This window comes from Luedemannella flava (assembly GCF_039528515.1).
GTDB classification, from domain to species: domain Bacteria; phylum Actinomycetota; class Actinomycetes; order Mycobacteriales; family Micromonosporaceae; genus Luedemannella; species Luedemannella flava.
Map to the genome: position 1 here is coordinate 1 of NZ_BAAALT010000177.1, position 25,506 is coordinate 25,506.

Below are 25,506 nucleotides of genomic sequence, written 5' to 3' on the forward strand. Positions count from 1 at the left end.
GGACGCGGTGGAGGTGGCGCGTCGCCGCCCGGCGTGCCGGGATCCGTCACGCGCCGGCCCCGCCGGCCGCCGCCCGGGCCCCAACCGGCATGGTCACCGTATCGAACGCGCCGACCGCCGCGACCCGGCCGTGCTCCAGCCGGATCAGGGTGTCGCAACGCTCCACCGTGGACAGCCGGTGCGCGATGATGATGAACGTCAGCTCGCCCCGCAGCCGCTCCAACGTGGCCACGATCTGCGCCTCCGTCGCGCTGTCCAGGGCCGCCGTGGCCTCGTCGAGGACGACGACCCGCGGCTGGTGGTAGAGCGCGCGGGCGATGCCGATCCGCTGGCGCTGGCCCTGCGACATGCGTACGCCCCGCTCGCCCATCCGGGTGTCGAGCCCGTCGGGCAGGCCCAGCACGGTGTCGAGCAGCTGCGCCTGGTCCAGGGCGTGCCGCACCCGCCGGTCGTCGATCTGGTCGGCGGCCAGGCCGAGGGCCACGTTGTGCCGCACCGTGTCGTCGACGATCACGGTCTCCTGCGGGACGTACCCGATCTGGGCGTGCCAGCCCGCCAGGTTCGCGTCCGTGACCCGTACGCCGTCGACGTACAGGCCGCCCGTATCCGGTCGGAGCAGGCCGATCAGCACGTCCACCAGCGTCGTCTTGCCCGAGCCGGAGCGGCCCACGATGCCCACCGACTCGCCGTGGCGCACCCGCAGGCTCACCGACGACAGCGCGTCCACGGCGCGGTCCGGGTAGCGGAAGCTGACGTCGCGCAGCTCGATCGCGTGGGCGAACGGCCGCAGCGGCTCCGCTTGCCCGCGCTCCGGCGCGGTCGGGTGCCGGCTGGCCGCCACCGCGGCGAGGGCCGCCTCCAGCGTGTCGACGCCGCCGGCCCCCACGCGGACCGTGTTCCACCCGGCGGCGAAGCGCTGCACCGAGGGCAGCAGCCGCATGCAGCCGGCGAGCAGGATCCCGATCGAGGCCAGGCCCGACGCGCGACCCTCGATCATCGCGGTGGCGGTGACGGCCGCGGCGAGCAGCAGGACCACCGACTCCAGGTAGTACCGCAGGGTGGTGCTCATGAACAGGACGGTGCGGACCGTCTCGGCGGACTCGGCGCGCGCGTCGACGAACCGGCCCGCCACGTGGTCGCGGCGGCCGAGTACGGTCAGCACCTTCACCGCGCCGAGGCCCTCCTGGATGATCCGCTGGATGGCGGCGGCCTGCCGCTCGTCGTTGACCCCGACGCGACGTGCGGTCCGCCGCAGGAGCAGCAGGTAGATCCCGGTCGACAGGCCCAGCACGCTGATCGCGGCCAGCGCCGGCAGCGGCTCCATGACGAGCAGCGCCACGCCGAGGCCGGTGATCATCGTAGCCTCGGTGATCATCGAGGTGCCCGGCTGGACGACGCGCAGCGTGACCGACCGCACCGACGTGTTCATGGTGCGGACCAGGTCGGCCGAGTGGTGCTGCAGGTGGAACTGGAAGTCTGCGCCCAAGAACGACCGGAACAGCCGCGTCGACAGGCGCGCCTCGGCCCGCGCCACCAGCCCGGACTGCCAGTACGACAGTGCCGACGCGGCCAGGCCGCGCAGCAGCAGCAACGCCACCGTCGCGCCGCCGACCACGGCCACGAACGTGCCGGGGGTGACCGGCCCGACGACGGACTGGAGCGCCCCGACCAGCGTGCCCGGGTTGCCGTCGGTCAGCAGGCCGGGCACCGCGAGCACCTGCACGGTGGCCGCGAGCGCAGCGAACCCGCCCAACTCCAGCAGCATCACCGCCGCCGACAAGGGGACGGACAGCACGAACCCGGCGCGGGAGCGCCGGTCCAGCAGCGCCACCGCCCGCAGCAGCACCCGGATCACGACCCCACCTCCCTGCGCCGCAGGCCCGCCCACTCGTGGTGGCGGCGCACCGTGGAGAGGATGAAGTCGACGACGCGTCGGGACGTGTCGGGCACCTCGTAGTCCGCGGGGCACGGCACCCCGTCGGCGGCGACCTGCGCCACCGTGACCTCGACGGCGTCGAGGACGCCGGGCGGTTCCAGGCCGGTCATGATGATGCCGCCGGCGTCGAGGGCCTCCGGCCGCTCGATCGACTCGCGCAGCGTGACGGCCGGGAAGCCGAGGATCGCGGCCTCCTCGCTGACCGTGCCGCTGTCGGACAGGACGCACCGCGCCCGGGTCTGCAGCTTCACGTAGTCGAGGAAGCCGAACGGCTCGTGGAACACCACGCCGTCGAGCGCGATGCCCGCGCCCGCCTCCAGTCGCTTGCGGGTACGCGGATGGGTCGACACGAGCACCGGCAGCCCCCAGCGTTCGCGCACGGCGCGCAGGCAGTCGAGCAGCCGGCGCAGCCGGTCCGGGTGGTCGACGTTCTCCTCGCGGTGGGCGCTGACCACGAAGTACTCCCCCGGGTCGAGCACGAGCCGGTCCAGGACCGTCGAGGCCTCGATGTCGGGCCGGTAGTGCGCCAGCACCTCGCGCATCGGCGAGCCGGTGTGCAGGATCCGGCGCGGGTGCAGGCCCTCGGCGAGCAGGTTGCGCCGGGCGTGCTCGGTGTAGACGAGGTTGAAGTCCGACACGTGGTCGACGAGCCGGCGGTTGGTCTCCTCCGGCACGTTGAGGTCGAAGCAGCGGTTGCCGGCCTCCATGTGGTAGACCGGCACGCCCATCCGGCGGGCCATGAGCGCCGCGACGCAGCTGTTCGTGTCGCCCAGCACGAGCAGCGCGTCGGGGCGCACCTCGCGGATCGCCTCCTCCACGCCGACGAGCACGCCGCCGAGCACCCGCCCCAGCGACGCGGTGTCCACCCGCAGCAGCCGGTCCGGCGCGCGCAGGCGCAGCTCGGTGAAGAACACGTCCGACAGGTACGGGTCCCAGTTCTGTCCCGTGTGCACCAGCACGTGGTCGACGGTCGCGTCGAGGCGGGTCAGCACCCGCGACAGCCGGATGATCTCCGGCCGGGTGCCCACCACCGTCATCACCCTCGGCACGCGGCGGTTCCCGTCATCGCCGTCGCCCGCATCGCCGCGAGGCAGGTCGGGACGTCCCGGAGGGACACGCCGAGACGGTCCCCGGTCGCCGCGTTGGCGAGCGCGAGTCGTCGCGGGTACGGCCGGCCGCCCCGGCTCAGATAGTCGGCGAGCTCGCCCCGGCGCACCCGCCCCGCGTCCCGCCCGTAGGCGTCCGCGATCAGGACGGCGAAGTCGTAGGGCGAGAGAGGCTGGGTGGTCACCGCGTGGAAGGTCCCCGCGACCCGGCCGCGGATGACCGCCACCAGAAGTGCGGCGAGGTCCTCGATGCACGTCGGGGTGAACACCCGGTCGACGAACATCGGCGGGAGGGTCCGCTCGCCCAACTGGCGCAGGACGGCGCCGACCACCTCCTCCTTCACCCCGGGCAGGGCGGAGAAGGGCGCCGCGATGCGGACGATCGCGGCGCCGTCGCACCGCGCGCGGATCTCGTCCTCCGCGAGGCGCTTCGTGAAGCCGTACCAGTCCTCGGTCGCGTCGCCGGGCTCATCCTCGGTGTAGACGCCCGCGCGGTCGCCGGCGAAGACGTAGTCGGTGGAGATGTGCACCAGGTGCTTGCCGGCCCGCGCGCAGGCCCGCGCCAGGTGCCGGGCGCCGAGGACGTTCGTCCGGAAGCAGGGGCCGTCCTCGCGACCGCGTTGCGCGTACGCGGCCGACACGTCCGTGAACGCGGCGAAGTTGACCACCACGTCGGCGGGCGTCGCGGCCACGCGCGTGAGCGTCGCGTCGGGTTCGCGGATGTCGACCTGGAGCGGCAGCCAGTCCACCTCGCCGGCCGTGCCGGCCCGGACCCGGCTGCCGACCAGCCCGCCCAACCCCGTCGCGGCCACCGGAACAGAAGAACGTTTCATGGTCTCGAGCGCTCCCTCCGGGTCCTCGGGCGCGGGCCCACCGCTTTCGTCAGCACGTCCTCGATCTGGTCCGCCCCGGACCGCAGCGACATGCGCTCGGCGTACGTCCGCAGGGCGCGCTCGACCATCCCGGCCCGCTCGGCGGCCGGCGTGGCGGCCGCGGCGGCGAACGCGGCGGCGAGGGCCTGCCAGTCCTCCGGCGGACACGCGAACCCGAGCCGCGCCGTGGTCACCAGCTCCGCGCAGTCACCCGCCACCGAGACGATCAACGGTGCGCCGCAGCACAACGCCGCCTGCACCTTCGACGGGATCATGCCCCGGAAGACGGGCAGGTCCCGGAGGATGACCAGGTGGAAGTCCGCCGCCGCGGAGATGCGCGCCATCTCCTGCACCGGCCGCCGACCGAGGAACCGCACGTTGGTCGCGCCGAGCTGCGCCGCGTACGCCCGTGCGGCGGCCTCGCGCGTGCCGGAGCCCACGAACACGAGGTCGACGCCGGGGGTCGCGGCGGCCGCGCGGATCGCCGTCTCGACCCGCTGGAACTCGCCGATGTTGCCGGCGAACAGCACCGTGCACTTCTCCGGCGCGACCAGCTCGGCGCGCTCCGCGGCGGTGAGGTGCACCGGGCGGAGGTTGCCCTCCTCGGCCCAGTTGAGCACGACGCGGGTCCGGCCCGGATCGGCGCCGCGCCGCACCAGCACGTCCGCCATGGTCGGCGAGATCGCGATGAGCTGGTCGGCCCTGCGGTAGATGCCGCGCATGGTGGCGTCCAGCGTCCGGTAGAGCGCGGCACCCGCCCGCCCGCCGGGGGTCATGCCCGAGGCGGTCACCGATTCCGGCCACATGTCCTGCACGTGGACGACGGTCGGCACCCGGCCCAGCGCGAGCGCCGCCGCGTACGCGGTGGCCGGCGGGTGATGGACGTACACGACGTCGACGTCGCGCAGGAAGCTCCTGGCCGCGATCGCGCTCGTCGCCGCGAAGGACAGATAGGTGAGGCTGCGCCGGGCCGCCGAGAGGTCGTGGCTCGGGTACGCGGGAACGCGCCGGACGGTCAGTGTCCCCGCACCGACCGCCCCGGACTCCACGTGCCGCCACCGCTGCCGGTGGCCCGGATACGTGCGGCCCAGCGGGTACGCCGGGAAGCCGGTCAGCACCCGCACATCGTGGCCGCGGGCGGCCAGCTCCGGGGCGAGGCCGCCCGGGATGAACGCGGGCTCGGGCGGGAACCACTCCGTGATCATGCCGATCCTCACGCGGCCACCGCCGGGGCCGGTCCCACCGGTTCGGGGTACGTGTCCGGTTGCGACGGGTCGTAGATCTCGTTGGCCCAGAAGGCCGTCAACAGCTCGTCCGGGCCGGTGTTGGTGATCCGGTGCGCCCACATGCTGGGCATGTCGACCACGACGGGGTGATCACCGCTGACCGCGAACCGCACGACGCCGCGCTCGCCGACCCGACGCAGCGCGATCTCGCCGGTGCCGCGCAGCACCGCGAAGCGTTCGACCTTCGCGAGGTGGAAGTGCTCGCCCCGGACGACGCCGGGCCGGCTCGTCGAGCAGAACGCCTGCCCCGCGCCGCCGTGCGAGCGCACCAGCTCGACCAGGTCACCCCGCGCGTCCGCGTGCCGCACCAGCGGCATCGGGTACCTCCTGGGAAAGCACATCGACCGGTACGTGTTGAACAGCCGCACGTCGTGCCGGTCGGTCAGCGCGGGTATCTCGCCGAGCCGGTACGTCCGCGCCATGGCGGTGAGCCGCTCCGCCAGCTCGTGCCCGGTGAGCCGCAGGACCGGCATGCGGGTGTCCCAGCAACCGCCGGGGCCGGCGTCGACGAGCGCGGCCGCCGCGTCCGTGGCGTGCGCCAGTTCGTGCACCTGGTCGGGCGGCACGGTCGGCACCGCGTCGTGGGCCAACTGGTAGCACACCGTCGCGACGACCGAGGCACCGAACGGCCGCCCGTGCTCGCCGTACACGCGCGGCATCCGCAGGTCGACGAAGTCGACGTCGACGCACGCCTCGGCCAGGACGGCGGCGGCCGCGGCCTTCGCGTCCCCGTAGGGGGTGCCGTTGCCGGCGTGCAGCGAGTTGGCGTAGACGACCGTCTTGGGCGGCGCGGCGCACCGGCGCAGCCCGCGTCCCACCGCCCGGGCCAACGCCACGTTGTCGTGCGCGATGCGCCCGTCGCCGGAGCGGTTCACGCCCGCCAGGTGCACCAGGCGGTCGGCGCCGTCGAGCCGGGCAGCGACGGCCGCCGGGTCGGCCAGCTCGGCGCGTGCCACCGCCACCGGTTCCGGCCAGCCGAGCGCCCGCGCCAGCACGCGCACGTGCCACCCGAGGAAGCCGCCCGCCCCGGTGACGGCGAGCCTCATGACGCCAGCGCCGGGTCGTGGGCGGCAAGCTCCGCGCGCACCTGCGGCAGCGCGCGCAACAGCTCCACAATCTCGGGTACGGCGAGCCGGCGCGCGTTCGCGGAGGTGAAGTCCGTCGCCGCGAGGCCGGTCGGGTCACCGTCATGGAAGTAGAGCGCGTAGTTGAGGTCCCGGCAGTCGACCGGCACCCGCAGGTACCCACCGAAGTCCTGCGCGCGGGCGAGTTCCTCACGGCCGGCGAGCGTCTCGTGCAGCTTCTCGCCGTGGCGTACGCCCAGAATTTCGATCTTCTCGGGGGCGCCGAAGAGCTGGCACAGCGCCGCGGCCAGGTCGCCGACGGTGCTGGCCGCCGCCTTGTGGATGAACACGTCGCCCGGTCGGGCGTGTGTGAAGGCGTGCTCCACCAGCGCCACGGACTCGGGCAGCGACATGAGGAACCGGGTCATCGTCGGGTCGGTGACGGTCGGCGACTGGCCCGCCCGGATCTGCTCGATGAACAGCGGGATGACGGAGCCGCGGGAGTACATCACGTTGCCGTAGCGCACGCAGGACACGGTCGTGGGGCTGTTCGGGTTGTCCCGGGCGTGCGCCTGCGCCACCTTCTCCATGAGGGCCTTGGTCATGCCCATGGCGTTGACCGGCGCGACGGCCTTGTCGGTGCTGAGCATGACGACCGAGCGCACGCCGGCGGCCTCGGCCGCGTCGATGACGTTCGCGCTGCCGAGCACGTTGGTGCGCACGGCCTCCAGCGGGAAGAACTCGCACGAGGGCACCTGCTTGAGCGCGGCCGCGTGGAACACGAAGTCGACGTCGCGCACGGCCCGGTCGACGCTGGCGCGGTCGCGCACGTCACCGACGTGGTAGCGCACCCGCTCGTCGCTCAGCTGGCGGCGCATCGCGTCCTGCTTGGCCTCGTCGCGGCTGAGCACGCGCACCTCGGCCGCGTCGCCGTCGAGCAGCCGGCGCACCATCGTGCACCCGAACGAGCCCGTGCCCCCGGTGATCAGCGCCCGGCACCCCGCCACCCCGATGCCCATGACCCACCGCCTCCGCGCTCGGACGTCCGCGTTGGCTCAACGATCTTACGTATCACCTGGTCACGGGGCGTCCGTCCACAGCCTCGAACAGTCGGCGGGTGGCGCCGAACTGCACGACGACGCCGAGGTCGTCGATGCGGGCCCGCCGCACGTCGGCACCGGTGGTGCGGTCGGCCCGGATCGCCGCGCAGAACGCGCGGAAGTCCTCCGCGTGACGCAGCATCGGCCCGGCGCCGCTGGACTCGATGCCGCGGTGGCTGAGGCCCCGACCTTCCGTGTACGCCTCGAGGTCCGGACAGAAGTAGGCGATGGGCCGGTCCAACGGGAGGTAGTCGATCCAGATGCTGGAGTAGTCGGTGACCAGGGCCGCGCTGCGGGCCAGGAACCCGCCCAGCGTCGCCTCGCACGCGGCCAGTTCGCGGTCCGTGACGACCGGCATGCCGTAGCGGCCGTAGTCGTCGGCGTCGAGCGGATGGGGCTTGACGACAAGCTGAAGCCCGAACCCGTCGACGATACGCGCGATCCCGCGCACCTCCCCGGGGTCGGCGAGGGTGCTGCTCAGGGTCGGCGCGTCGGACCACCCGGCACTGCCGGCGACCGTCGCCCGGCGGAAGGTCGGTGCCCACACGATGAACGGCCGGTCCGGCGCGATGCCCAGCCGCCCGAGCTGCCCGTCCGAGATCGGCCGGGCGAGCTGGTCGATGCGGGGGTTGCCGCAGACGACGAGCTGGTGTGGCGGCGTGCCGAACGCCGCCGCCTTCTCCAGGCCGTACACCCGGGTTCCGGCCACCAGCAGCGTGCTGCGCGGGCGGCGCGGCGCGTCGAGCCGCGAGCTGGGTTTGGGCCCGTCGCCGTGCCAGAGGTTGATGAACACCCGCCGACCGCGGGGCTGTGGACACTGGAACAGGCCGTGGGTGAAGTAGACCTGCTCCGCGAGAACGTACGCCAGCAGGGCCCGCACGCTGCGCGGCGGCAGCAGCCGCACGCGCTGCGGCTCGCGGGTGCCGCGCAGCAGCCACCGCACGTCGGCGCCGCGGTCGACGAGCCAGTAGACGCGGCCCGGATAGTTGTCGGCGAGCCATCGCACGACCTCGACGCTGTTGCCCTCGTGCACGGGGTAGCCGTGCACGACCCGCTGGCGCAGCGTCGGCACCACCGGGAAGAGGCGCTCCAGCGCGACGCGCACCGCGTTCTTCGCCAACGACGCGACGGCCTCGGTCAACGTCACGGGAGCCCCCATCTGCCCGACACCTTAATTTTGGTGAACGATCAGATGTCCTGCCTGGTCACGGCACCATGGCCCGAGGTGGCTCGTTGAAGGGACATGTCCGGCCGCACCGCCGCTGTGTCCTCCGTCGTCTTCGTCACCGCGTCACGCGACTGGTGGGGAGCCGAGGAGAGCGTCCTGACGCTCGCGTCCGCGGCCCGCGGGCACGTGCGACAGACCCTGCTGTGCCGCAGCGAACCGCTCGCACAGCGGTGGGCGACCGAGGTCGGGCCGACCGTGGTGCTGGCCCTCGACAAGCGCCGCGTCCAGCGGTTGCCCCGCCTGCACGACATGCTCTGGCTGCTGCGCCACAGCCGGCTCCTGCTGGCGCACGACGTGGTGGTCCTGGAGAACTTCCACCTGGTGATCCCGGGCAGCCTGGTCAAGCTCGTCCAGCGGCGGGGTCAGCGCATGGTGCTCGACCTCCACGACAAGATCTCCACCCCACGGGCCTCCCGGGTGCTGCGCTGGTTCGCGCCCCGCATGGACACCGTCATCTCGGTGAGCGACTACGTCGCCGCGAGCCTCGCGGACCTCCCGGTCGACTCCACCACGATCTACCGACCGGTCCGGGCGCCCACGCAGGCCACCCGCCGGGCGAACGCGGGTCGCGTCGTCGGGATCGTCGGCCGGATCGACCCCGAGAAGAACCACCCGGTCGTCATCGAGGCGGTCAGCGCGGCGCCCGCGCACCTGGAGCTGGTCATCCGCGGCGACCGCGCGGACAGCCGCACCGGGTACCGGCAGCGGGTGCAGGACCTGTGCGTGCGGCTGCTGCCCGACCGCCACGTCATTCAGGCCCGGGTGGACCGGGCCCGGGCGATGGACGGCATCGACATCCTGGTCGTGGCCAACCCGCAGGAGGCCATGGGCCGGACGATCGTCGAGGCGCAGCTGGCCGGCGTCGTGGCCGTGGTGCCCGACCAGGGCGGCGCCGCGGAACTGGTCGAGCATCTGGAGACCGGCATGGTCTACGCCGCCGGCGACGCGCACAGCCTCGCGGCCGTCCTCACCCGGCTCAGCGCGGACGCGCCCCTGCGCGCCGGGCTCGTCGAGCGGGCCTACGCGGTCGCGTCACGGCGCCACGACCCCGCCACGTACGCCCGGGCCTACCTGGGCGCGCTCGCCGGCTGAGCCCGGGCGGCCAGCAGCTCGTCGTACGCGTCGGTGAAGTGCCGCAGGACCGCGTCCGAGGAGAACAGGCGTAGGCAACGTTCCCGGCTGCGGGCGCAGTAGCTGTCGTAGGAGTCCGCGAGGACCTGCAGCGCCCGCTCGGCCAGGGCCAGCGGCACCTCGGTTGCGGGCTCCTGCGGCACCAGCCAGCCGTTCACGCCCGGCGCGACGGTCTCCCGGCTGCCGGCCGTCTCCGTGGCGACGATGGGCAGGCCACACGCCATGGCCTCGATCACCGACATGCCCAGGCCCTCCTCCCACGACGACTGCAGGAACAGCGACGCTCCGCGGTAGAGCTCGACCAGGTCGTCCGGGGGGACGTCCGTCCTGACGACGACCCGGTCGTCGAGGCCGAGCTCCCGGACGCGGCCGCGCAGCTCGTCGGGCGGCGCGGTGTACCCGGCGATGACCAGCGGCGGGACCGACGATCGACGACGCGTCATCGCCGCGTACGCGTCGACCAGTCGCCGCAGGCCCTTGCGCGGATCGCTGAGGCGGCACACGGACAGCAGGTGGCCTGTCGGCCGGTGACCCGACGGGCCGGGCGAGAACCGGTCGGTGTCCACCCCGGGCATCGCCTTGCGGACCGACGGATGGCCGATCGAGGTGGCCCACCCGTACATCGCCTCGTTCTCCACGAGCACCGTGTCGACGGCCAGGAGGCCGGCTGCCTCGTGCCGGCTCACCAGCGCCGTCATCGCCCGCCGCCAGGTGCGCGGGAGGACCGGTTGGTCGGCCAGTTGCACCGGCCGTTCCCAACCGAACCGGGTGGCCACCTGCATGACGACCGGCACCCTCGCGTTGGCCGTCGTCACCCCCCACACCGGGCTACCCACGACCAGTTGGATGAGGTCGTACCCGGCCAACGCGCCCGTCAGCTCGCGGCGCGGTCGGTAGCGCATGGGCTCGAACTCGACCGCGTTCGCGCCCCACCGGTGCTCCGTGCCCCGGCGCTCGCGCAGCGACCGGCGCAGCCAGGACGACGGCACGGTGAGGCGGCGACTGCGCCGGTCGCGCGACGAGGTCGCCAGATAGTGCGTGTGGACGTCGTAGTCGCCCGTGGCGGTCAGGCCGTCGCGCAGCCACGACGTGATGGAGTCGACGCCTGTGTGGACGTCACAGTCGTGCGTGACTACGGCGATTCTCCGTGGTGATCTCACAGGTTCATCTCCGACCGCCCGGTACGCCACGACCGGGGCCGACGCGCACCCTCCCGGACGGCTGACGCGCCCACGCGCCCGCGAAGAGGTTGCCGTCCGTCCGCTCCGCGCGCCACGCGTCGTACGCCTCGCCGGCCCGCGCCCGTGCGACCGCCCGTTCGCCGGGTGACAGCGCGGCGAACGCGTTCAGCACGTCGGCCCATGCCCGCGGCGACGACTCGCCGACGACCGTCCCGCCGCCGGCATCCAGCACCGACGTCCACGGCGTCTCCGCCGAGCAGATGACCGGGCACGATGCCGCGAGGCTCTCCGCGATGACGTACCCGAAGTTCTCCCCGCGCGTGGGGAACACGAACGCGTCGTAGCGGCTGAAGACGTCGATCGCCGCGCCGGGCGGTACCTCGCCGCGGTGGCGGACGGTCACGTGCGCCGGCAACGCGTCGATCAGGGCCGCGCACCGCGCCCAGTACGCGGGGTCCTCGACCGGGCCGTAGACGTCGAGGTGGAGCGGCCCTGTCGCGAACCGGAGCGCGCGCAGCGCCGTACCGAGGTTCTTCTTCGGCGCGATGCGGCTCAGGAAGACGGTCCGGGTCACGTCGGCAGGGGCACACGCCGGTGGCCGGGCCCGCGCGGGCAGGTCGACCGGAAGGTGGTGGGTCACCACCCGGGCGCCGGGGAACACGGCGGCGATGTGTGCGGCCTCGAACGCGGTGCTCGCGTGCCACCTGGTGTCCGCGCCGCGCAGCAGCGCACGCAGGAACCGCAGGTACCACCGCTTCTTCCGGGCACGGATCGCCAGCGCGCCCGGCGCGCACTCACCGTGCGGCGAGACCAGCAGCAGACGGCACCGGATCAGGCGCAGACGGGCGGCGACCAGGAACGCGCCGGTCAATGGGGCGAACACGCCGTTGACGTGCAGCACGTCGTAGCGCCGGGAACGCAGCACACCGAACAGCCGCAGCCACTGATGCGGGCTGCGGGCGGCGAGGTAGAACACCAGCGCGCGGCCGCGCGACACCCAGCGGCCCGACAGCCCGGGATAGGGATGCGTGTCGCCGATGTCCCGGTCGAGCGTGACCAGGCGGATCTCCACGTCCGGTGGAGCGGAGTCCACCGTACCGGCGACCGCCGGCACCAGCCCGCCGCCGCGGGTGCCCGGCTCGAATACGGCGCAGGTCATGAGCACCTGCCGCACCGGCGCACTCACCCGGATCGCCCGGCGTCGACCAGTCCGCCGGTAGGCGTCGGTGGCCACCCGGGTCCGGCGCCCGGTTCGAGCGTCTCGCCCGACCGGGCGCGCAACAGCCGCGCCACGGCGAGAACCGCGGCGAGTACGGCCAACCGCGCGCCGGCGCGTGCGGCGTAGCTGAACGTTCCGACCCACACGAGATCGATGACGCCGGTGCCCGCGATCAGCACCGCGGCATAGAGAAGGTTGGCCTGCAGCGTGCCCAGCGGACGCGCGGTCGCGCGGGCCAACAGGTCGTCGAGCCAACGCACGAGCACGCCTGTCACCGGCACCATCAGCAGCAGGCCGGGAAGGCCGAAGTTGAAGAGCCACTCGCCCTGGAAGAGCGCCGCGTCGGACTGCGCGGTGCCGGTCAGGTCCGGCGATATGTACGGCACCAGTTCGGCGCCGAAGCCGACCGGCTTGTCGGGCCAGAAGGCACGTGGCACGAGCGCGACGGCTGCCGCCAGGAAGGTGCGCCCGAACGCGACGGGCAACAGCCCGTCGAAGTGCTGGGCGAGCAGGACGGCGAAAGACTCCAGCGGGCTCACGACGGATCCGATCCCCCGCTCGCGCGACAGTTCGGATCCGAACCCGGATCCGTGGATCTGGGACAGCGCGACGAGTCCCGGCCCGACGGACACCAGCATGGCGGGCTTGACGAACCGGCCGACGGGGCGATGGCAGAGCACCATGACCACCGCGATGGCCAGCGACACGACGACGATGCGCCCCCACCCGCCGAACAGGTGCGTGTAGTACACCGCGAAGGCGGCGATCGAGGGTACGCACCACAGCATCCGGCGGCCGGGCCCCGCACACTGCGTGCCCACGGCGACGAGAACGACGCCGACGAAGCCACACGCGGCCGAAACGATCCCGAGGCCCGGGATCCCCCCGAACACGAACACCGCTCCGGCGATGAGTGCCACACCGACGATCACCGTGGACACCGACGGCCGGTCGGCGAACACGGCCCGGCGGGCGACAGCGCCGCCGCTGCCGGTCCAGAAGATCGCCCACATCAGAACCTGGCCGGCGTAGGCGATCGACCCCGCCGCGAGCAGGTACCCCGGGGTCACCTGTGCCGACGGGTTGAGCACCAGGTAGATGCCCGCGAAACCACCGAAGACCGCGAAGGCCAGGCTGTAGATTCCCGCGACCGTGATCTGCTCACCGCCGTGGCGTAGGAAGATCGTGACGCCCAGGGCGATCGACAGCACGGCGATAGCCGCCGCCGCGTAGGTCGTAGCCTCGATCCCGGACAGGGCATCGGCCGCGAGAACGGCGGCGCCGGCGGCGAACCAGGCGGTCGTGGGCACGGCTCTCATGCTCGGGCGGACCACCCAGGCGAAACGACCGGTGCAGTGATCATCAAGGTCCTACCATTCGATAGCACATATATAGTCTGAGACTATAGCTAAATGGGATATAAGGTAGTGATCGTCGGCGCTGGCGGGTCCGGTCGCGAGGCACTCGACGTGCTGCGCGACGCCCGCGAGCACGGCGCGGATCTGGACTTCCTCGGCTTCGTCGATGACGGCGCGCCGGACACCGCGCGACTGGCCCGTGTCGGCGCCGCCTGCCTCGGGCCGGTGTCCAGGCTCGCGGACCTGCCGGGCGAGGTGCGCTACTGCGTCGGCATCGGCGACGGCGCCACGCGGCGGCGCGTTGACGAATACGCCACCCGGATCGGCCGGCGCGCGATCAGCCTCATCCACCCTGCCGCCACGGTCGGCCGCGACGTACGGCTCGGCGACGGTGCCGTCCTCTGGCCGGGCGCGCACGTGACGACCAACGTGACCACCGGCCGGCACGTGCACGTCAGTCGCAACAGCACGGTCGGCCACGACGCGGTGATCGGCGACTACGTGACCATCATGCCGCTCGTGTCGGTGTCCGGCGCCGTGGTGCTCGGCGACGAGGTGACCATGGGCACCGGGGCCACCATCATCCAGGGCCGCACCGTGGGGCGCGGCTCGGTCGTGGGCGCGGGGGCGGCGGTCGTGCGCGACATCCCGGCCGGCGTGGTCGCGGTCGGCGTGCCGGCGGTCGCGCGCCGCGCGGTCACACCGGCGCCACGCCATCCCGGTCCGGCCGCGGACGCTCCCGCGGCACACCCATGAACTCGCTCATCGTGGCCTCGCCCTCGGCGGTTATGCCGGTGCGCCGCACCACCACCGCCACGGTACGCACCAGGATGCGCGCGTCCAGCGCGAAGCTGCGGTGGTCGACGTACCAGACGTCGCGGTCGAGCTTGTCCTCCCACGCCAACAGGTTGCGGCCCTCCACCTGGGCCAGTCCCGTGATGCCGGGCCGCACCTCGTGCCGGCGCGCCTGGTGCGGGGTGTAGCGGTCCAGGTAATGGGTCAGCAGCGGGCGCGGCCCGACCAGGCTCATATGTCCGAGTAGGACGTTCCAGAGCGTCGGCAGCTCGTCCAGGCTGGTGCGCCGCAGGAACCGGCCGACCGCGGTCAGCCGGTCGCCGTCGGTGTCCAGCCCGCCGCCCGGGACCATCGTGCGGAACTTCACCACCGTGAACGCGCGCTCGGCGCGGCCGACCCGGACCTGACGGAACAGGACCGGCCGGCCCATCGTCGCGACCACCAGCGCCGCGACAGCGAGCAGGACCGGCAGCAGAACGGCCAGGGCGACCACCGCGCCCACGACGTCGACCGCCCGTTTCACGACGTCCCGGTTCATCCAGTCACCTCCGCGCTCGGTACTGGCTCATCCCGGCGCCGGAGCGCGGCGCCTTCGCTCATCCCCACGCCGCCAGGAACTCGTCGACGGCGGCGAGGATCCGCGCGATGTCCGCGTCGTCGAGGGCCGAACCACCCGGCAGTACGAGCCCGTCGGCGAACAGCCGCTCGGCGGCGCCGGCGACGAGGCGGCGCGCGTCGGCGAACACGGGCTGCAGGTGCATGGGCTTCCACACCGGCCGGCTCTCGATGCCCTGCCGGGCCAGGTGCGCGCCGAGTTCGGCCGCCCGCCAGCCGGCCAGGTCGGGATCCACCACGACCACGTTGAGCCACGCGTTGGCCTGGGCGTCGTCGACGGAGCCGTCCGCGCCGAGCAGCTCGACCCCGGGGCGGCTGGCGAACGCCTTGACGTAGCGCTCGCGCAGCTCCCGGCGGCGCCCGACGAGATGGTCCAGCCGCCGGACCTGCGCGCGCCCCAACGCGGCCAGCACGTTGCTGAGCCGGTAGTTGTAGCCGACGTCGGTGTGCTCGTAATGGACCGCCGGCTGCCGCGCCTGCGTCGACAGGTACCGGCACCGCGCCGCGATCCGTTCGTCGGACGTCAGCAGCGCGCCGCCCCCGGTCGTCGTCATGATCTTGTTGCCGTTGAAGGAGAACACCCCGGCGGCGCCGAAGCCGCCGGCCGGCCGACCCCGGTGCGCGGCCCCGACGGCCTCCGCCGCGTCCTCCAGGACCGGGACGCCGTACTCGGCGCAGAGCGGCAGCAGGCGCGTGTAGTCGGCGCACCGCCCGAACAGATCCACCGGCAGGACGGCGCCGATCGGCTGGCCCTGGCGGGTGAGCCGGTGCAGCGCCTCGGCCACCAGATCCACGTCGACGTTGCCGGTGCCCGGCTCGCAGTCGACGAAGTACGGTTCCGCGCCCGTGTAGACGACGGCGTTGGCCGTGGCGGCGAACGTCAGCGTCGGCACGAGCACGGTCTGACCGCGCCCGACGCCGAGGGCGAGCAGCGCGAGGTGCAGCGCGGCGGTGCCCGAACTGACCGCCACCGCGTGGTCGACCCCGGCCAGGAGGGCGAGGTCGCGCTCGAAGGCGTCGACGTCCGGCCCGGCCGGCGCGGCCCACCCCGAACGCAACGCGGCGAGCACGTACTCGGCCTCGAGGGCGCCGACGTCCGCGCCGGACAGCAGGATCGCACGCTCGCTCACAGCGCGTCCTCGCTCCGCGACGGGACACCGTGACCAGACTCTGAGCAGATGGTCCGCTCGCTCACGGCGCCGCCCTTCCGGACGGCACGCCCACCTCCTGGCCCGGCTCGTAGCGCTCGGGCCGGGCGGACGGGCGGGCCGCGTCGGACGCGGCCGGACGCCGGTGCCACGGGTGCCGCTGGTCCTGCTCGTAGTAGCCGCCGTAGTAGCCCTCGCCGCCGGGGCCGGTCCGTTGCATGGTGAGGACGCCGCCGATGACGTGGGCGCCGACCGCGAGCATCGCCTGCGACGCCTTGCGCGCCTGGTCCTGCGTGGTCCGCGCGCTGCGCGCGACAAGAACGACGCCGTCGGCGCGCGCGGCGACCACGGCCGCGTCGGTGACCGGCAGCAGGGGCGGCGTGTCGATGATGACCCGGTCGTAGCGGGCCGTCAGCACGTCGAGCATGTCGCGCATCGCGTCGGAGCCGAGCAGCTCGCTCGGATTGGGCGGCAGCGACCCGCACAGCAGCACCCACAGCCCGTGGCCCCACGGCTGGATGACCTGGTCCACGTCGACCTGACCGGCGAGCGCGTTGCTCAGCCCCATCGCGCCCTCGAGGCCGAGGTAGTGCCCGAGCCGGGGCCGGCGCAGGTCCGCCTCCACAAGCAGCACCTTCTCGCCCGCGGTGGCCAGGGCGATGGCCAGGTTGCACGACGTCGTCGACTTGCCCTCGTCGCGCTCGGCGCTGCTGACCACGATGGACCGCACCGGACGGTCGACGTCGACGAATGTGAGGTTCGTGCGGATCTGCCGGAACGCCTCGGCGCGGGGCGAGTTCGCCTTGGCCGCCACGATGAGCGGCGCCTTGCGCGCGGTCGCGTCGAGCGGGATCACCCCGAGCGCGGGCGCGCCCGTGGCCTTGGTCAGCACCTCGGCCGTCTTCACGGTCGTGTCGAGGTTCTCCCGCAGCACGGCGGCCGCGCAGCCGGCGAGCAGGCCGAGCAGCACGCCGAGGCCGATGTTTCGGGTGGGGCGGGGCGACACCGGCACGGGATTGAGGGTGGGCCCGTCCACCACCGACACGGCGACTGCGGCGCCGTCGCCCTGCCCGGTGCGCTCGAGCACCTGGACGAGGTCGACGAACTCGGTCACCAGCGCGGCGGCAAGCTGCGCCGAGCGGGCGGGCTGGCCGTCGGTCACGGTGACCCGCAGCAGAACCGTGTTCGGCACGGGCCGCGCCTGGATGCGCCGCTGGATCTCGGGCACGCTCAGACCGAGCTTGTACCGCCGGTCGATCATCTTGGCGAGACGGTCGCCGGTGAGCAGGTCCGCGTACGACTTGACGCGTTGCTGGGACAGCAGGTTGCCCTGGAACGCCTCGTTCACGCCGCGGTTGGGGGTGTTGGCGAAAAAGGTGACCGTCGTCGCGTACCGCGGCGGGGTCTGGATCGTCACGACCGCCGCGGCGAGCGCGGCCGCCAGACAGGCGACGAGCAGGAACCACCAGCGCCTGCGAATTGCACGAATATACTCCGACAAGCCCATATGGTCCCAAGTCTCCGGCCAACAATACGCGTAACGGGACTATACTGCGCCTTCAATCACTTATCGTACGGACATGCATTTTCTGCAGCAGAACAGGGCAAATAAGCCCATAAACGGGCAGACCCTGGCAGGACGCATCCGGCTGTTCGACCGCCTGCGCGGCGGCCGCCGGGCTCCGTCCCCCCGCGACGGTCTCGCCCCCGACTCCCCGGACCTGCTGGAGCGATACCTACCGTCGAGCGGCGACCCGTACCTGAGGGAACTGCTCGGCCGTCACCAGGTGGACACCGGGCTGGACGCCATGGCCGGTTACCTCGGCGGCAAACGCATTCTCGTCACGGGCGCGGGCGGGTCCATCGGTTCCGAGCTGTGCCGCCAGATCGGCCGGCACCACCCGGCCGAGCTGATGATGCTCGACCGCGACGAAACGGGGCTGCACGCCGTGCAGTTCTCCCTGTACGGGCGCGCCCTGCTCGACAGCCCCGAACTGATCCTCGCCGACCTGCGCGACACCGACGAGATCACGCGCATCGTGCGCCGTCGCCGCCCCGACGTCATCTTCCACGCCGCCGCCCTCAAGCACCTCACGCTGCTGGAGCGGCACCCGGCGGAGGCGGTGAAGACCAACGTGTGGGGCACGCTGACCGTGCTCGAGGCGGCACGCGACGTTGAGCGGTTCGTCAACCTCTCCACCGACAAGGCCGCCCAGCCCACCAGCGTCCTCGGGTACTCCAAGCGCATCACCGAACGGTTGACCGCACATGCCGCCGCCACCTACAACGGCACGTTCCTGTCCGTGCGGTTCGGCAACGTCCTCGGCAGCCGGGGCTCCGCGCTCACCGCGTTCCGCGCCCAGGTTGCCGCCGGCGGGCCCATCACGGTCACCCACCCCGACGTGACCCGGTACTTCATGACGGTCCAGGAGGCGGTGCAGCTGGTCATCCACGCCGGTGTCATCGGCGGCGACGGCGAGGCGCTCGTCCTGGAGATGGGTCAGCCCGTCCGGATCGCGGACGTGGCCCGGCTGCTCGCCCGCCACGCGGACGCGCCCATCGAGATCGTCTTCACGGGCCTGCGCCCCGGCGAGAAGATGCACGAGGAGCTGTTCGGCCCCGGCGAGTGCGACGTGCGGCCGCGCCACCCGCTCATCTCGCACGTGTCCGTGCCGCCGCTCGACCCGACCGAGGTCGCGACCATCGACCTCACCGGCCCGGCGGACGAGATCGCCCTGCGGCTGGCGCGGCTGTGCGGACTGCGGGTCGAGGCCCTGGTCACCGGCGACGAGGCCATCGGCCGCTGAATCCGGGCACGATGCGCATCCTGTTCGTCTGCCACGCCAACCTCTGCCGCTCCCCCATCGCGGAGCGGCTGCTGCGGCTCGCCATCGGCACCCGTCCCGGCCTCGCCGAGGTCGGCGTCACCGCGGCGAGCGCCGGCACGCACGCGCGCGCCGAGACGGCCATGCACCCGCTCGCCGCCGAGGCGCTGTGGGAGATGGGTGCCGACACCGGCGGGTTCGCGACCCGCAGGGTGCACGCCGGCATGCTGGCACGGGCGGACCTCGTCCTCACCGCGGCCCGCGAGCAGCGGGCCGCGTGCGTGACGCTCGCGCCCGACTCCCTGCGGCGCACCTTCACGCTGCGGCAGTTCGCCCGGTTGACCGGTGAGGTCGACGCGGCCCGCGTGCACGCGGCCGAACCGGCCCGGCGGTTGGGCGTGCTGGTCGACGAGGTGCACCGCACCCGCGGTGGGGCGCAGCCCGTGCCGGCCGAGGAGGACGACGTGCCCGACCCCGTCGGCCGTCCCGCCGCCGACATGTACGCCTGCGCGACGCTCATCCAGGCGTCCCTGCACCCCATGCTGTGCCTGCTCGCCGACGCGCCGGGCGCGCACACGCTCGCCACGCCACCGCACCCGCGCTGACGCTCCCGCGCCCGGCGGCCTGCGGGCGGGGGCGTGGCATGCTTGCGTCACCAGGATCTGGGGGGACGCGGTGACGACAGGCGAGACGGTGGACGACGCGACGGCCGGACCCGCCGCCGCGGTGGAGACGGCCGCGGAGCCCGCGCCGCCGGGGCGTTCCGGCGGGCGGTGGCGGTTCCTCGCCGTGCTCCTGGGCGTACTCGCGCTGTTGTTCGGGGTGCCGTGGTGGACGCTGGTCGGCGGCCCGGCGCGGTGGCCGACCACGGCGGTGGTCGTCGGCACCGTCGCGTTCCTGGCCGCGCTCGTCGCGCTGCCGGTGCTCATGATCCGCGGGCACGGGCCGCACCGCGACGACGTGGCCGCGCGGGCCGGCGACACGCTGCTCGGCGTCATCTGGGTGCTGTTCGCCTGGTCGATCATCGGAAACCTGGCCGGCCTCGCGCTGTTCGCGCTGGGCGTGACCGATCCCACGCGCTCGCGCCTCGTCGCGGCGGTGGTCACCCTGATCGCGCTGGTGCTGCTCTTCTGGGGGTACGCCGAGGCGATGCGGGTACCGCGCGTGCGCACGGTCGAGGTGCGGCTGGACCGGCTCGGCGCCGGGCTCGACGGCACGCGCGTGGTGCTGCTCACCGACACGCACTACGGGCCGATCGACCGGGCGCGGTGGTCGGCGCGGGTCGTCGACGCGGTGAACGCGCTCGACGCCGACATCGTGTGCCACACGGGCGACATCGCCGACGGCACCCCCGAGCAGCGCCGGGAACAGTCGGCACCGCTGGGCGACGTGCGGGCTGCGCTCGCGCGCACCTACGTGACGGGCAACCACGAGTACTTCGGCGAGGCGCAGGGCTGGCTCGACCGGATGCGCGAGCTCGGCTGGCAGGACCTGCACAACCGGCACGTCGTCGTGGAGCGCGGCGGCTCGCGCCTGGTCATCGCGGGCGTCGACGACCGTACGGCCGCCGGGTCCGGCCTGCCCGGCCACCGCACCGACCACGAGGCCGCACTCGCCGGGGCCGACCCGGCGTTGCCGGTGCTGCTGCTCGCCCACCAGCCCAAGCAGATCGACGGGGCCGTCGAGCACGGGGTGGACCTGCAGCTGTCCGGGCACACGCACGGCGGCCAGATCTGGCCGTTCCACTTCCTGGTGCGCACCGACCAGCCGGTGCTGCAGGGGCTGTCCCGGCACGGCGCGCGCACCCAGCTCTACACCAGCCGGGGCACCGGGTTCTGGGGCCCGCCGTTCCGCGTCTTCGCGCCCAGCGAGATCACGCTGCTGACGCTGCGGTCCGGACAGCCGTAACGGGTGGGTCGCGCTGGCCAGGCGACCCACCCGTTACGGGGTTCCGACTACCTGCCCTTGTTCGGCTTCACCGGCACGCGCGGCTGCACGTACGGCGGGCCGGCGAGAAACAGATCAGCCTTGAGCTGGAAGTACGCCTTCTTCGGCTGGTAGGTCTCGTCGTAGACCGTGGCCAGGCCCTCCGGCGGGTCCGTGAACCAGGTGGGCACCCACGAGTGGTTGTCCGAGACGCCCCACAGCGTGAACGACAGGCACTTCGGGTTCAACAGGCACGCCTGCAGCAGGACGCTGTGGTTGTACGCCGACGCCTGCAGCCGCGGGTTGAGCTCGTTGGAGTCGGCCACGGTCGCCGTGTAGCTGCGCACGTCAACCTCGGTGAACGCCGCCGCCAGGCCCAGATCGGTGAACCGCTTGAGCATGTCCGACACCTGGAACACGTCGTAGTTGCCGTACTGGGTGCCGAGGTGGCCCTGGGCGCCGATGCCGTCGATCGGGACGCCGTCGGCCTTGAGCTTCTTGACGAAGTTGTAGATGAACTGCACCTTGTCGGACGGGCCGCCGTCGCCGAAGGCCTCAAGGTTGTAGTCGTTGTAGAACAGCAGCGCCTTCGGGTCGGCCGCGCGGGCCCACCGGAACGCGTCGGCGATGTAGCCCTCGCCGAGGTTCTGCGCCCAGAAACCCTTGTAGTGGATGGTGGACGGGCTGTCCCACGGGTCGCTGGCGGCCTCGTTCACCACGTCCCACTGCCAGATCTTGCCCTTGAAGTGCTTCACCACGTTCGTGATGTGGTTCTTGAGGATCTCGCGCAGCTCCGTCTTGCTGATCGAGCCGTCGGCGACGCCCTCGGTCAGCCACGCGGGCAGCTGGTTGTGCCACACGAGCACGTGCCCGCGCACCAACTGGTGGTTGGCCTTGGCGAAGGCGATCAGCTCGTCGGCGGGGGCCCAGTTGTAGGTGCCCCGGGTGGGCTCCAGGCTCTCCCACTTCATGACGTTCTCGGCGGTCACCGACGAGAACTGGGACTTGACCAACTCGCGGTACTTCGGGTCGGCCGCGTCGTTCAGCGCGGTCGAGTCGACCGCCGTGCCGATGTACAGGTTGTGCCGCGCGGCCGCCGCCCGCAGGCTCTGGTCGGCGGGTTTGGTCGTCGGACCGGCGGAGGCCGGCACCACGTTGAGCGTGGCGGCCACCGCCGCGGCCGCGACCGCGACGACGGTGAACCGTCGGAGCTTCATCAGGGGCGCCCTTTCGACTGGGGACGACGTCCGAAAGTATTCCGAAACATTTCGGTAATGCTCTCGGAACTTTACGGGCACGCATCTACGCTAGTCAACCCTCTGTTCCGGAATACCCGGCTTCGAAATATGAACTAAGAAGGGGATTTGAGCCTCGAAAGTTTTCGACGACGCGACGCGCGGTCCGGAGACGCGACACGACGCGTGGGGAACGCGGGCGCGGAGGGGCTGCGCTCAGGTGAGGGTCAGTGTCCGGTCGGCAGCGTCGACGAGGAGCGGGTCGTGGGTGGCGACCACGACGGCCGTGCCGGCGGCGGCCGCCGCGCGGAGGGCGGACACCACGCGCTCGGCGTTCGCCTCGTCCTGGCGGGAGGTCGGCTCGTCGAGCACCGCGATGGCCGGGCGGGCGCAGAACGCGCGGGCCACCGCCGCCCGCTGGCGCTCCCCGCCGGAGAGGACCCCCACGGGTCGGTCGCGCAGCGCGGCCAGGCCCAGCTCGGCCAGCCGGTCGTCGGCGCCGTCCGCGCGGGCGGCGCGCACCTGGGCGGCGAAGGTCAGGTTCTCGGCCACCGACAGCGTCTCGACCAGCGCGGCGCTCTGCCCGACGAATGCCAGGTGCGCGCGCCGGAGCGCGGCCAGGCCGGCCCGGTCGAGGCCGCGCAGGTCGACACCGGCGACGGTGACATCGCCCGCGTCCGGCCTGACGAGTCCGGCGAGGACGCGCAGGAGCGTCGACTTGCCCGAGCCGGAGCGGCCCCGGACGACGGTCAGCTCACCGAGCGGCACGTCGAGGTCGTGTCCACTGAGGACCTCCCGACCGACGAGCCGCACCACCACCCGCGACATCCGGGCCGCGAGGCCGTCGGACGCCAGCGCGGCCAGCCCAGGCCCGGATCCGGCCGGGTCGGCGGGTCCGCGGACGGACGACTGTCCGGACAGTGCCGCCCGGGCGGCAGGCACGGCGGCCGGTGACGCGCCGGTCAGGACGATCCCTCCGGCGCCGGCGGCCGCGCGGACCCTGGTCGTCACGCCGGTGTGGTGGCGCAGCGGTTCGGGTAGGCGGACCCAGCCGCGGTCGTCCACGACGAGCGACTCCGCGCCGTCGGGGGCCCACTCCTCGCTCAGGCGCCCGTCGCGGATGCGGACCACCCGGTCGGCGACCCGGGCGGCGTCCGCGTCGTGGCTCACCACGACCAGCGCCGCGCCGGTGTCGGTGGCACACGCGGCGAGCAGGTCGTACACGGCCTCGGCGGAGGCGCGGTCCAGCTCGCCGGTCGGCTCGTCGGCCAGGATCAGCTCGGGGCCGTGGGCGATCGCGGCGCACACGGCGACGCGCTGGGACTCGCCGCCCGACAGGCCGGTCGGGTGACGGTCCGCGAGCGCGCCCAGCCCCAGGCGGTCGAGCAGCTCGCCGGCACGGCGGCGCGCGGCTGTCGGGCGTACTCCGGTGATCCGTAGTTGGAGGGCGACGTTGTCGCGGACGGTGAGCTCGGCGCGCAGCGTGCTGCCGTGATGCTGGTCGACGAGCCCGAGCCGGCGGCCCCGCAGCCGGGCCCGCGCGCGGGCGTCGGCCCCGCCGAGGTCCACCCCGCACACGCGCACTGCGCCGGCGCTCGGCGCGCGCTCGCCGGTGAGCACGCGCAGCAGCGTCGTCTTGCCGGAGCCGTTCGGGCCGTGGACCACGACCCGCTCGCCCGCCGCGACGTCGAGGGTGAGCCCGCGCAGGGCGGCGACGTGGCCGCGCGGGGTCGAGTACAGGCAGAACACGTCGTGGGCGCTGACCGCGGTCACGCGTCCTCCCCGGGCGCGACGGGCAGCCGTTCGCGCAGCTCGAACGCGGTGAGCACGGCCGCGACGGCCAGGGCTCCGGCCAGGCCCGCGCCGAGCACGCCGGCTATCCACAGTGGATCGGCGGCGCCGGCCAGGGGCGGTACGGGCGCGGTGCCGAGCGCGGTCACCGCCACGAGCGCGGTGGTGGCCCGCGTCAGCACGAGGCCGACCAGCAGCCCGGCGGGCACGGCGGGCAGCACCACCGCCGCCGCCCGCACGAACAGCGACCGGCGCAGCGTCGTCACCGGGACCCCTTCGCTCTCCCAGGCGTACAGCTCGCCGGCGGCGTCGCGGCGCTCCGTCACCACCAGCAGGACCGTGGCCGCCAGGGCGACCACCATGGCGAGCAGGGCGCTGGCGGTGAGCAGGCCGCCGGCCGACGTGGCCAGCGGATCGTCGGCGAGCTGCCGTTCGCGGGTCGCCCGCGACTGCACGGCGACCCGGTCGAACGGCGCCCGGGTCAGGGCAGCGGTCAGCGCGTCCGCCGCGCCGTCGGGGGCCCGGACCCACAGCTCGATCGGCACGCCGGTGCCCGGGTCGCGCGCGTCCAGGGCCGCGCTCAGGGCGTCGATGTCGGCCACCACGAACCGGGCGCCCACCGTAGGGAAGCGGTCGAGGACGCCGACGACCCGTGCGTCGATCGGCGCGGTGCCGCCGATGGCCAGCCGCAGCACGCCGCCGCTCGCCCGGGCCGCGGTGCCCGGATCGACGAGGACGGCCAACGGCCCCACCGGGTCCGCGGCCCCGGCGCGCACCACGACCCGTTCCCCGTTGATCTGGTACGCGATATCGAGCCCACCCGCACCGGCCGTGACCTTCACGAACCCCGCGTCCGTGGCGGCCGCGCCGAACCCGGCCCAGTCGCCGGCCGGCCGACCGTCCACTGTGGGTGGCCTAACGGTGACCGTGCCGACGATGGCGTCGAGATCGGTGTGACCCTCGCCCATGTGGTGCTGACGGCGGGTGGCGATGTCGGGCGGCTCGGTGATGGTCAGTGCGTACAGGGTCGCGGCCTCGGCCGGCAGGCGTGCGGTGAGCCGGCCGGGCTCGGCCCGCAGGGTGAGGCCGACCTGTCGACCGTCGCCCAGCCGCAGCCAGGCCGACACGTCGACCAGCGCGACGTCGCCGGATACCGGGATGGCCAGCTGCCGGCCGGCGACCCCGGCGGGCAGCGCGAGGCCCGGCCGGTGCGGCGCGCCGTCGCCCCCGTCGGCTCCCGCCGACGGCGCGCCGCCACCCACCGCGAGGCGGTCCCTCGCCCCGGTCGCGGACATCGGACCGGCCACGTGCGCCCACGACCGGACGTACGGCAGGACGGCCGGATCGACGCCCACCACCTCGGCGGTGGCGGTCTCGGCCGCGCTCACCCGGACGCCGGCGGGCGCGCGCAACACGGGGTGCGCACTGCCGCCGGTCACCGCGCCGGCGTACGCGGCCGGGCGGGCCACGTCGAGCGGGCGCTCCAGGCTGGTGCCGACCGTGACGCGGGCGTCGAGCGGCACGGCGTACGCGGCCTGGTCGGCGGCGCCCTGCCGCAGCGTCGCGTGGTACGCCCCGGCGAAGACCACGATCCCGATCGCGGCGGTGAGGAACGCGACCGTCGCCACGGGTCGCAGGGGGCGCCGCCCGGCCGCCAGCACGCCGAGCCGTACGGCGAGCGGGGCGTCGC

20 protein-coding genes and 1 pseudogene are annotated in these 25,506 nt (G+C 73.6%); 5 read left to right on the forward strand and 16 right to left on the reverse strand.

The genetic code is table 11. From position 1 onward, the window contains the following. Positions 1–46: 46 nt before the first annotated feature. The 7 genes from ABD211_RS23895 to ABD211_RS23925 are packed head-to-tail and all read right to left on the reverse strand — an operon-like array spanning position 47 to position 8,523. Positions 47–1,855 (reverse strand): ABC transporter ATP-binding protein, encoded by a 1,809-nt coding sequence (locus ABD211_RS23895; RefSeq protein WP_344136133.1) that lies wholly within the window; start codon positions 1,853–1,855, stop codon positions 47–49. Next, the gene (wecB, locus tag ABD211_RS23900) at positions 1,852–2,973 is read right to left on the reverse strand and encodes a non-hydrolyzing UDP-N-acetylglucosamine 2-epimerase (protein WP_344136188.1); all 1,122 of its coding nucleotides are present in this window, start codon (positions 2,971–2,973) and stop codon (positions 1,852–1,854) included. The genes ABD211_RS23895 and wecB overlap by 4 nt, the downstream gene beginning before the upstream one ends. Continuing rightward, complete coding sequence (locus ABD211_RS23905) at positions 2,973–3,875, reverse strand: SDR family oxidoreductase (protein WP_344136136.1); 903 nt, start codon at positions 3,873–3,875, stop codon at positions 2,973–2,975. The genes wecB and ABD211_RS23905 overlap by 1 nt, the downstream gene beginning before the upstream one ends. Continuing rightward, on the reverse strand, positions 3,872–5,119 hold the full coding sequence (locus tag ABD211_RS23910; RefSeq protein ID WP_425560510.1) for a glycosyltransferase family 4 protein: 1,248 nt from the start codon (positions 5,117–5,119) through the stop codon (positions 3,872–3,874). Before ABD211_RS23910 ends, ABD211_RS23905 begins: the two co-directional genes overlap by 4 nt. Before the next feature lie 8 nt (positions 5,120–5,127). Then, positions 5,128–6,246: a polysaccharide biosynthesis C-terminal domain-containing protein gene (locus ABD211_RS23915; RefSeq protein WP_344136142.1), complete on the reverse strand. Its 1,119-nt coding sequence runs from the start codon at positions 6,244–6,246 to the stop codon at positions 5,128–5,130. Next, a complete protein-coding gene (locus ABD211_RS23920) occupies positions 6,243–7,283 on the reverse strand; it encodes a polysaccharide biosynthesis protein (protein ID WP_344136145.1) in 1,041 nt (346 codons plus the stop codon). The genes ABD211_RS23915 and ABD211_RS23920 overlap by 4 nt, the downstream gene beginning before the upstream one ends. A gap of 52 nt (positions 7,284–7,335) precedes the next feature. After that, positions 7,336–8,523 (reverse strand): CDP-glycerol glycerophosphotransferase family protein, encoded by a 1,188-nt coding sequence (locus ABD211_RS23925; protein ID WP_344136148.1) that lies wholly within the window; start codon positions 8,521–8,523, stop codon positions 7,336–7,338. Positions 8,524–8,607: 84 nt separating this feature from the next. On the opposite strand from ABD211_RS23925, the gene ABD211_RS23930 reads away from it, so the two are divergent. Continuing rightward, entirely contained in the window at positions 8,608–9,684 is a 1,077-nt protein-coding gene (locus ABD211_RS23930; RefSeq protein ID WP_344136151.1) for a glycosyltransferase family 4 protein, read from the forward strand. Here ABD211_RS23930 and ABD211_RS23935 read toward each other — a convergent pair. The 3 genes from ABD211_RS23935 to ABD211_RS23945 are packed head-to-tail and all read right to left on the reverse strand — an operon-like array spanning position 9,660 to position 13,433. After that, positions 9,660–10,883: a glycosyltransferase gene (locus ABD211_RS23935; RefSeq protein WP_344136154.1), complete on the reverse strand. Its 1,224-nt coding sequence runs from the start codon at positions 10,881–10,883 to the stop codon at positions 9,660–9,662. The genes ABD211_RS23930 and ABD211_RS23935 overlap by 25 nt on opposite strands. A 4-nt stretch (positions 10,884–10,887) precedes the next feature. After that, complete coding sequence (locus ABD211_RS23940; protein WP_344136158.1) at positions 10,888–12,090, reverse strand: glycosyltransferase; 1,203 nt, start codon at positions 12,088–12,090, stop codon at positions 10,888–10,890. After that, positions 12,087–13,433: a hypothetical protein gene (locus ABD211_RS23945; protein WP_344136161.1), complete on the reverse strand. Its 1,347-nt coding sequence runs from the start codon at positions 13,431–13,433 to the stop codon at positions 12,087–12,089. Before ABD211_RS23945 ends, ABD211_RS23940 begins: the two co-directional genes overlap by 4 nt. A 102-nt stretch (positions 13,434–13,535) precedes the next feature. Here ABD211_RS23945 and ABD211_RS23950 point away from each other — a divergent pair, with 102 nt between their 5' ends. Beyond that, positions 13,536–14,237, forward strand: coding sequence for a NeuD/PglB/VioB family sugar acetyltransferase (locus ABD211_RS23950; protein ID WP_344136164.1), 702 nt, complete (start codon positions 13,536–13,538; stop codon positions 14,235–14,237). On the opposite strand, the gene ABD211_RS23955 is transcribed toward ABD211_RS23950, so the two are convergent. The 3 genes from ABD211_RS23955 to ABD211_RS23965 form a co-directional block, all read right to left on the reverse strand. Continuing rightward, positions 14,179–14,814: a sugar transferase gene (locus ABD211_RS23955; protein WP_344136167.1), complete on the reverse strand. Its 636-nt coding sequence runs from the start codon at positions 14,812–14,814 to the stop codon at positions 14,179–14,181. The two genes, ABD211_RS23950 and ABD211_RS23955, sit on opposite strands and share 59 nt — an antisense overlap. Positions 14,815–14,872: 58 nt before the next feature. Continuing rightward, entirely contained in the window at positions 14,873–16,021 is a 1,149-nt protein-coding gene (locus tag ABD211_RS23960; protein ID WP_344136170.1) for a DegT/DnrJ/EryC1/StrS family aminotransferase, read from the reverse strand. A gap of 61 nt (positions 16,022–16,082) precedes the next feature. Beyond that, entirely contained in the window at positions 16,083–17,540 is a 1,458-nt protein-coding gene (locus tag ABD211_RS23965) for a tyrosine-protein kinase domain-containing protein (RefSeq protein ID WP_425560511.1), read from the reverse strand. Positions 17,541–17,790: 250 nt separating this feature from the next. On the opposite strand from ABD211_RS23965, the pseudogene ABD211_RS23970 reads away from it, so the two are divergent. The 3 genes and pseudogenes from ABD211_RS23970 to ABD211_RS23980 form a co-directional block, all read left to right on the forward strand. Continuing rightward, positions 17,791–18,846: pseudogene (locus ABD211_RS23970) on the forward strand (polysaccharide biosynthesis protein); the annotation flags it as partial. Between the two features lie 11 nt (positions 18,847–18,857). Further along, complete coding sequence (locus ABD211_RS23975; protein WP_344136176.1) at positions 18,858–19,469, forward strand: arsenate-mycothiol transferase ArsC; 612 nt, start codon at positions 18,858–18,860, stop codon at positions 19,467–19,469. A 70-nt stretch (positions 19,470–19,539) separates the two neighbouring features. After that, positions 19,540–20,772, forward strand: coding sequence for a metallophosphoesterase (locus ABD211_RS23980; protein WP_425560512.1), 1,233 nt, complete (start codon positions 19,540–19,542; stop codon positions 20,770–20,772). A gap of 47 nt (positions 20,773–20,819) precedes the next feature. Here ABD211_RS23980 and ABD211_RS23985 read toward each other — a convergent pair whose 3' ends face one another. The 3 genes from ABD211_RS23985 to ABD211_RS23995 all read right to left on the reverse strand — a co-directional run. Continuing rightward, on the reverse strand, positions 20,820–22,007 hold the full coding sequence (locus ABD211_RS23985) for an endo-1,4-beta-xylanase (protein WP_344136179.1): 1,188 nt from the start codon (positions 22,005–22,007) through the stop codon (positions 20,820–20,822). Positions 22,008–22,241: 234 nt separating this feature from the next. Continuing rightward, positions 22,242–23,798 carry an ATP-binding cassette domain-containing protein gene (locus ABD211_RS23990; protein ID WP_344136182.1) on the reverse strand — a complete coding sequence of 519 codons (1,557 nt, stop codon included), beginning with the start codon at positions 23,796–23,798 and terminating at the stop codon, positions 22,242–22,244. Further along, positions 23,795–25,506, reverse strand: a 1,712-nt coding sequence (locus ABD211_RS23995) for a hypothetical protein (protein ID WP_344136185.1), incomplete at its 5' end; no start/stop codon positions are given. The genes ABD211_RS23995 and ABD211_RS23990, both read right to left, overlap by 4 nt.